Origin of the sequence: uncultured Thiocystis sp. (assembly GCF_903866365.1) — a bacterium.
In the GTDB taxonomy this organism is placed as follows: domain Bacteria; phylum Pseudomonadota; class Gammaproteobacteria; order Chromatiales; family Chromatiaceae; genus Chromatium.
In genome coordinates, this window is record NZ_CAIPNF010000498.1 from 1 (window position 1) to 7,840 (window position 7,840).

Sequence of the window (7,840 nt, forward strand, 5' to 3'; positions counted from 1 at the left end):
TATCAAATGCTTAATGAGATATGTACTGTACTGAGGCCGAATAGCTTAAATGGGTATTGTATTATATGATTGCCAAGGTCTTTAGTGTTCTATTCCTGAAGTATTTATACCATTGAAAATTCGAGAAAAAAACCCCGAACACCCATGAAGTACGATCAAATCTTGTATAGGTTTTGCTTATACAGATTGATCCATCCAAGACGATGGGGGAGCGAATGGCCAAAGAAACGACCTTAGGCGATCTGTTGCGCAGTCAGGGCGTGAGCCGACGCGCCTTTCTCCAGTTCTGCACGACGACGGCCACCATGATGGCCTTGCCGGCGGCGGTCATCCCGAGCATGGCGCGCGCGCTGGAGCAGGCGCGGCGGCCCTCCGTGATCTGGCTGTCCTTCCAGGAATGCACCGGTTGCACCGAGGCGCTGCTGCGCTCGCACGCGCCCAGCATCGAAAGCCTGATCTTCGATTTCATCTCGCTCGATTATCACCATACCCTCCAGGCCGCGTCCGGCGACGCCGCCGAGAAGGCGCGCGAGCAGGCGATGCATGAGCACGCCGGCGACTATCTGCTGCTGGTCGACGGCTCGATTCCCACGCTCAAGGGCACCTCGACCATCGCCGGCATCGACAATCTGGAGATGCTGAAGGAGGGCGCGGCAGGCGCGGCGGCCATCCTCGCGGTCGGCACCTGCGCGGCCTATGGCGGTCTGCCCAAGGCGGCGCCCAATCCCACCGGCGCGCGCTCGGTCGAGGAGCTGATCACCGATAAGCCGATCGTCAATATCCCCGGCTGTCCGCCGATTCCGCTGGCGATCACCGGCGTGATCGCGCATTACCTGACCATGGGCGCGCTGCCGGAAGTCGATCATCTGAAGCGTCCGCTGGCCTTCTATGGCGAGAATGTTCATGACCGTTGCTATCGCCGTCCCTTCTATGACCGCGGTTTTTTCGCCGAAACCTTCGATGACGAAGGCGCACGCAAGGGCTGGTGTCTCTACAAACTGGGCTGCAAGGCGCCGGAAACCTACAACGCCTGCGCCACGATCAAATGGAATCAGGGTGTGAGCTTCCCGATCCAGTCGGGTCACGGCTGCATCGGCTGCTCCGAGCCGAATTTCTGGGACAAGGGCGGCATCTACGAGTCGGTGCCGATGGCGCAGTTCGGCTCTGGCCCCAAAATCGCCGTCGCGGGCGCGGTCGGCGTTGTCGCGGGCGCGGGGGCCGCGTTGCTGGCACGCTCCAAGAAACACAAAAAAGAGGCGGAGCTTCACGCGGACGAGTGATGCGCTCGGCTTGCGGTATCCGTCCAATCCAAAGGATCCAACGGAGGAAACGACACCATGTCACTGTTAGAGTTTGCGCGCGGTCCGGCGATTCACTGGTCGCTGATCATCCTGGTCGCCGGCACCATCTGGCGTCTGCTGGGCGTGCTGGTCCTCACTCGCGGGGCCGATCTGTCCCGCCCTCGGGACGCCTTCGGTAACTTCAAGGGCTATCGAACCGTCTTCAGCCGCGCCTGGCCGAGCGGCGAGTTCACGACCGCCACCCGCTATCAGACGGGCATGGCCTATCTGTTTCACCTCGCCACCCTGATCGTCGTGGTCGGGATCGTCCCCCACATCGAGTTCATCACCGGTCTGACCGGCGCCTCTTGGCCGGGCCTGCCCAATGCTGCGGGTGTGGCCTTCGGCATCATCGCGCTGGCCTCGCTGCTGGCGCTGATCCTGCGCCGGATCGCCAAGCCGGCGGTCTACTGCTCGAATTGGGGCGATTATTTCGCCTGGTTCGTCATGGCGGCGCCACTGGTCACCGGGATGATGGCCTTCGCGCACCTCGGTCCCCGCTACGAGACCATGCTGGCGATTCATCTCCTCAGCGTCGCCCTGCTGTTCGCCTGGTTCCCGTTCGGCAAGCTGATGCATTCCTTCTGGTTCATCTTCTCGCGCGCCCAAAGCGGTGTCGCTTACGCGCACAAAGGGGTTCGGATATGAGCACGACCGCCACCACAGCACCCATTTTCCCGAGCTTCGAGCAGGTGGTTCAGGGCTTTGCCGGCCAGATCGGTCAATTGCGCGAGATGGCGCCGAAACCGACGTTGTCCGACGCGGTTCGCGTGCGCCGGGCCATCGATACCCTGATCGCCGAGACCAATGCCGACGAGGCGGTCTGGCTGGAGAGTTGCATCCGCTGCGGGCAATGCACCACCGCCTGCCATTATTTTCAGGCGACCGGCGAGACCAAGTACGCGCCGATGCGCAAGATGAATCTCTATCGCAAGGTCTATCAGCGCGAGATTGGCCCGTTTCGCTGGTGGTATCAATTGGTCACCCGTGAGGTCAAGCTTAAGGATCTGGAGGAGTTACAGGAACTGGTCTACGACTCCTGCTCCGAATGCGGCCGCTGCACCATGGTCTGTCCGATGGGGATCGACACCGCCTCGCTGGTCCATCATCAGCGCAGCGCGCTGGTGGCCGCCGAGTTGGTGCCGCCGGAACTGGCGGCCCTGCGCATGGAACAGAAGCACGCCGGGACGGTGTTCGGCGCCTCGGCCGACTCGCTGCGGAAGATGGTCGATACGATCCGTGAAAAGGCCGGCGTGATCATTCCGCTCGACAAGGAGCGCGCCGAGATCATGGTCCTGAGTTCCGCCGTCGATCTGGTCGGCAACGGGAACGGCCTGCTCGCGACCGCCCGGGTGATGAATCATCTGGGCGTGGATTGGACCGTCTGTAGCGACGGCTTCGAGAGCGCGAACTTCGGTCTCCTGTCTGGCGATATGTCGCTCTGGAAGAAGCAGGTCGATCCCATCGTCGCCGCCGCGCAACGCATCGGCGCCAAGATGCTGGTCATCGCCGAATGCGGACACGCCTATCCGGCGCTGCGCTGGAATCCGATGCTCAAAAGCGGCGAACTGCCCTTCGAGATGATGTACATGTCCGAATATCTCGGGCGTCAGGCCAAGGCTGGTCGGCTGCAACTGACCCCGTTGAAGGGCAAGATCACCTATCACGATCCCTGCAAGACCGGGCGTCGCGGCGGCGCCTTCGAGGAACCGCGCGCAGTGCTCAAGGCGATGGACGCGGATTTCGTCGAGATGCCGGCGAACAAGGAATACAACTGGTGCTGCGGCGGCGGCGCGGGGATCTTCCTGCTGGAGCGCGCGACCCGGCTGCGCGAGGAGTCCTTCAAGATCAAGATGGAACAGGTCAACATCACGGGCGCCGAAACCGTCGTCGTCAGTTGCGCGAGTTGCCGACTGAATTTCGAGGCCGGTCGCGTCAAGAACCATTGGGATCGCAAGGTCGAAAGCCTGGTCGAGCTGGTTGCCGAGCATCTGATCGAGGATCCGCGCGCCGTCCCAATCAATCCAGCTCAAGGAGTTCGTGCATGAGTACGCGAATCGTTGTCGACCCCATCACCCGAATCGAGGGTCATCTGCGCATCGAGGCGCAGATGGATGGCGGGGTGATTCAGAATGCCTACTCCTCGGGAACCATGGTGCGCGGGATCGAGACCATCGTGCAGGGTCGCGACCCGCGCGATGCCTGGGCCTTCGTGCAGCGCATCTGCGGCGTCTGCACCCTGGTGCATGGCCTGGCCGGCGTGCGGGCCGTGGAGGACGCGCTCAAATACCCGATTCCGCCCAACGCGGAGCTGATCCGCAATCTGATGGTGGCGTCTCAGTACGTGCACGATCATGTGATGCATTTTTATCACCTGCACGCGCTGGACTGGGTGGATCTGGTCTCGGCCCTGAGCGCGGACCCCCAGGCAACCTCCACGCTGGCGCAGTCCATCAGCCGCTATCCGCGTTCCTCGCCGGGCTATTTCGCGGATGTCCAGAAGAAGCTGAAGGGGTTCGTCGAAAGTGGACAGTTGGGGATCTTCGCCAACGGCTATTGGGGACATCCAGCCTATAAGCTGCCGCCCGAGGCCAATCTCATGGCCGTCGCCCACTATCTGGACGCCCTGGCCTGGCAGCGCGATGTCGCCCAGCTTCACGCCATCTTCGGCGGCAAGAATCCGCATCCGAATCTGGTCGTCGGCGGCATGCCCTGCGCCATCAGCATCGACTCGGGCAATCAGGCCGGAACCGCGGTGGATGTCGCCGGTCTGGAGCTGGTCCGTTCACTCATTGTCAAGATGCATGAGTTCGTCGAGCAGGTCTATGTGCCCGACACCGTGGCCATCGCCGGGTTCTACAAGGACTGGTTCACCCAGGGCGAAGGGGTTGGCAACTTCATGTGTTATGGCGACTTCCCGGCCAAGGGCTTCGGCGACCGGAGTTCCTATCGGGTGCCGGGCGGTGTCATTCTGAAGCGGGATCTCTCCAAGATCCACGAGGTCGATCTGCACGCCGAGGACGAGATCCAGGAATTCGTCTCGCGTGCCTGGTACGACTACAAGGACGGGAAGGATCAGGGACTGCATCCCTACCAGGGCGAGACCGCATTCGCCTATACCGGCCCCGAATCGCCCTACAAACACCTGGACGTGGAGAATCAATACTCCTGGCTCAAGTCGCCTCGCTGGCGCGGTCAGCCGGTGGAGGTCGGGCCGCTGGCGCGCATCCTCATGCTCTATGCCACCGAGGATGCGCAGACCCGGGAACTGGTCGATGGGACGCTCAAGACGCTCGATCTGCCCTTCGAGGCGCTTTACTCGACCATGGGGCGCACCGCCGCCCGTGCCCTGGAGACCCAGATCATGGTCGATGCCATGGATGGCTGGTACGACCAGCTCCTGGCCAACATCCGCGCGGGCGATGTCAGAACCTTCAACGAAGAACTCTGGGATCCCGCGACCTGGCCCAGCAAGGCCCAGGGCGTCGGTCACATGGAAGCGCCGCGCGGCGCGCTCGGTCACTGGATCGTCATCGAAAATGGCAAGACCGCCAACTATCAGGCCGTGGTGCCGAGTACCTGGAACGCCGGGCCGCGCGATGCACAGGGTCAGACCGGACCCTATGAGGCCGCGCTGCAGGGCCACGCGCTCCTCGATCCCGAGCAACCCATCGAGATCCTGCGCACGGTCCACAGCTTCGATCCCTGCATCGCCTGCGCGGTGCATCTGACTGACCCCAATGGGGAGGAGGTGCTGAAAATCCATGTGCGCTGAACCGAGCCGATGGCGGAAGGCCGGTCAGTCGCGCACAGCGTGGCGAGTCGGCCCTTCAGGTCATCGAGGATTGCAGATAACGGCATCATAAAACCAGAGGATGATGGAGATGAATAGTTTAGACAGACTCGCTGAACAGCTCATCCGTGAGCATCAGGTCAAGCAGCTCAAGTTTGACGAGATCGAGGCACGGGAGCATGTGGAAAGGCTGCGGACCAAGGATGCCCTGGCTGAAATCATGGCCGATTGGCGGCAGAGGAGTATCAATCTGGCGGGTCCCATGGGCGTTCTGGATGTTGTCGCCCAGGATCTGGAGAGCTTTGTCGAATTGTTTGAACACGCTCCTCGCTGCGAGTTGCCGATGCCACTCGAACTTCGCCGTCCCGTGCAAGTTTGCTGAACCCGCCGAGACCGTTTGGACCGCCCCGCCCGCATGGGGGCGGGCGGAGGCGATTGACCTTGATCAGACCGCCCCCGCATGCTTTGAAATCTCGCATGGACGACATTCCATTGAGAATCGTCGCCGAAGGTGAGTCGCCGCTTGCGTATCGAGAGTGTCTGGCGGAACACGCTTGCAATGCCTTTTGTCCCGGCCGGGCAACGAGGCCACGACGCGGATTCGCAATGCCCCCTATGAAATAGTTGCCAGAGGGTAGCATCAGCGGTCGCAACCAAAGGAGCATTATCTCCTGCGTGCCGAAAAACTCTCGGTTTCGCTGCCTCCCGAAGCGATCGCGCTGATCGCTTGTTATCGTGCCAACCATGCGATCAAGAGCGGTTCGCAAGTCATCGAGCATGCCTTGCGCAAGCTGCGGGCGAGGAACTGGAATCGGCTGACTGCGAGGTGGCGATCACGGAAGCACCCGACTGGGACGCGACGCTGAGCGATGGGCTGTCCGATGAGACTTGGTGAAATCTTCTCTGCCGACATCAGTCCCACCGTCAGCTCAGAGATCAACAAGCGTCGTCTGGTGCTGATCGTGAGCAACGATGCCAATTATCGGGCCGCGATTACCCTCATCATCCTGCCCATCATCTCCACCGTGACCTGGATCTTTCCTTTCGAGGTTGCGCTGTCGCCGACTGACTCTGGCCTGCCCAAGGATTCCACGGCCCAGGCCCAGCAAATCCGCACCATTTCAAAGGAACTGCCGCATGTAGCCGACTGTTTCTTAAATCTGGCGGCTGGGTCCATAAACCGACCCAGGCGTCCCGTTCAGCCGCCGGTCATCGACATGAAGCGGATGACCTGCTCCGGACGCTCCTTGAACTCATGGCGCTCCGGTTTCCGCGCGATGGCGCGGCGCAGATGCACGATCAGCCCCGCGTCGTCGATTCCCTCGCGCAGCAGGTCGCGCAGCGGATAGCGGCTGTCCTGGCCCAGACACAGATAGAGGATACCGTCGACGGTCAGCCGCACCCGGTTGCAGGTCGCGCAGAAGTGCTGGGAGATGGGCGTGATGAAGCCGATGCGCGTCTCGGTCGCGCCGACCCGGTAGTAACGGGCCGGGCCGCCGCCGGGGAGAATGTCCGGGATCAGTTCGAAACGCTGTTCCAGACGCCGCTTGATCGGCCCCAGATCGCCGAAGGCGTTTGCCGCGGCCTGTCCGGTGGCGCCCATTGGCATGGTCTCGATCAGGCGCAGGGTGAAGCCGCGCGCCGCGCAGTAGTCGAGCAGATCCTCGATCTCGTCGTCGTTCACCCCGCGCATCACCACTGCGTTGACGCGGATCGGTCTCATGCCAGCGGCCTGGGCCGCCGCGATGCCGCGCAGCACCCGGTCGAGATCGCCCCCGGTGATCTCACGGAAGACCGCGGGGCGCAGACTGTCGAGGCTGACATTCAGGCGCCGCACGCCCGCGCGCCTGAGCGGTTCGGCCAGCGCATCCATCTGGGTGCAATTGCTGGAGAGCGAGAGATCCTCCAGGCCGGGCAGGGCGGACAGACGCCCGGCCAGTTCGGGCAGGTGGCGCCGCATCAGGGGCTCGCCGCCGGTCAGACGGACATGTCGCACCCCCAGGGCCGTGAAGGCGCTGACGACACGTTCGATCTCCGCGAAGGTCAGCCAATGCTCGGGTTCCTCGAAGCCCTTGAATCCCTTGGGCAGACAATAGCCGCAGCGCAGATCGCAGCGATCGGTGACCGAGAGTCGCAGATAGTCGATGCAACGGCCGAAGGGATCGGTCAGTGATGTGTAGTTCATCCTCGGGTATCCTCTTTAAACCGCGTTGGCGCCGCTGTGCGTTGGTTCATTTGAATCTTCCGGGTAGAAAACGCCGGCGTCCACCATGCGCTCGAACTGAGTGCGGTCGAATCGATACCGGGGGAACCTTAGAAGCCGAGGATCGCGGCCAGTTCCAAACTCATGTTGGGAAAGCGCGCGGGGTCGAATTCGCGTTCAAGGGATGACATCGCTTCGCGCAATTAACGCGCAGGCTTGGCGGTCACCCACAAAAAAGCAAACGGATTTCGCGCGACTGATTCCCACGTACAAACGCTCTTGCGGAATAGATGAAAAAGTTGCATGCAACGATCCCCAAAGAAATACAACAGAAGACTCAAGTCCTTTAACCCGAATGTTTCATAAAGCTGCTGGCAGGTCCAGAAATCGATGGGTTGGCAAGGAAACGGTGATCGGAGGTGCGATATTTTTTATCAATTGGTTAAACCTCACGTTTCGGAGTTCAAAATCGGCGCAAAACTGGCTTTAATCGTTTGTTTATAA

General features: G+C 61.5%; 6 protein-coding genes and 1 pseudogene. 6 read left to right on the forward strand and 1 reads right to left on the reverse strand.

Annotation, left to right across the window (positions count from 1 at the left end; genetic code table 11):
* Positions 1-215: 215 nt before the first annotated feature.
* From QZY07_RS26950 to QZY07_RS26975, 6 genes and pseudogenes are all read left to right on the forward strand, one after another.
* Positions 216-1,280, forward strand: a complete 1,065-nt coding sequence (locus tag QZY07_RS26950; protein WP_295409540.1) for a hydrogenase small subunit — start codon at positions 216-218, stop codon at positions 1,278-1,280.
* Between the two features lie 57 nt (positions 1,281-1,337).
* Positions 1,338-1,988: a respiratory nitrate reductase subunit gamma gene (locus QZY07_RS26955; protein WP_295409542.1), complete on the forward strand. Its 651-nt coding sequence runs from the start codon at positions 1,338-1,340 to the stop codon at positions 1,986-1,988.
* Positions 1,985-3,388, forward strand: a complete 1,404-nt coding sequence (locus QZY07_RS26960; RefSeq protein ID WP_295409545.1) for a (Fe-S)-binding protein — start codon at positions 1,985-1,987, stop codon at positions 3,386-3,388. The genes QZY07_RS26955 and QZY07_RS26960 overlap by 4 nt, the downstream gene beginning before the upstream one ends.
* Positions 3,385-5,115: a nickel-dependent hydrogenase large subunit gene (locus tag QZY07_RS26965; protein WP_295409547.1), complete on the forward strand. Its 1,731-nt coding sequence runs from the start codon at positions 3,385-3,387 to the stop codon at positions 5,113-5,115. The genes QZY07_RS26960 and QZY07_RS26965 overlap by 4 nt, the downstream gene beginning before the upstream one ends.
* A 109-nt stretch (positions 5,116-5,224) precedes the next feature.
* Complete coding sequence (locus tag QZY07_RS26970; protein WP_295409548.1) at positions 5,225-5,515, forward strand: hypothetical protein; 291 nt, start codon at positions 5,225-5,227, stop codon at positions 5,513-5,515.
* Between the two features lie 499 nt (positions 5,516-6,014).
* A pseudogene (locus tag QZY07_RS26975) lies at positions 6,015-6,203 on the forward strand (type II toxin-antitoxin system PemK/MazF family toxin); the annotation flags it as partial.
* 128 nt (positions 6,204-6,331) lie between these two features.
* Here QZY07_RS26975 and moaA read toward each other — a convergent pair.
* The gene (gene moaA / locus QZY07_RS26980; RefSeq protein WP_295409550.1) at positions 6,332-7,318 is read right to left on the reverse strand and encodes a GTP 3',8-cyclase MoaA; all 987 of its coding nucleotides are present in this window, start codon (positions 7,316-7,318) and stop codon (positions 6,332-6,334) included.
* Between the last annotated feature and the right edge of the window lie 522 nt (positions 7,319-7,840).

Coding starts and splice junctions, on each gene's coding strand:
- QZY07_RS26950 (WP_295409540.1), top strand. CDS start 216: ATGGCCAAAGAAACGACCTTAGGCGATCTGTTGCGCAGTCAGGGCGTG.
- QZY07_RS26955 (WP_295409542.1), top strand. CDS start 1,338: ATGTCACTGTTAGAGTTTGCGCGCGGTCCGGCGATTCACTGGTCGCTG.
- QZY07_RS26960 (WP_295409545.1), top strand. CDS start 1,985: ATGAGCACGACCGCCACCACAGCACCCATTTTCCCGAGCTTCGAGCAG.
- QZY07_RS26965 (WP_295409547.1), top strand. CDS start 3,385: ATGAGTACGCGAATCGTTGTCGACCCCATCACCCGAATCGAGGGTCAT.
- QZY07_RS26970 (WP_295409548.1), top strand. CDS start 5,225: ATGAATAGTTTAGACAGACTCGCTGAACAGCTCATCCGTGAGCATCAG.
- moaA (WP_295409550.1), bottom strand. CDS start 7,318: ATGAACTACACATCACTGACCGATCCCTTCGGCCGTTGCATCGACTAT.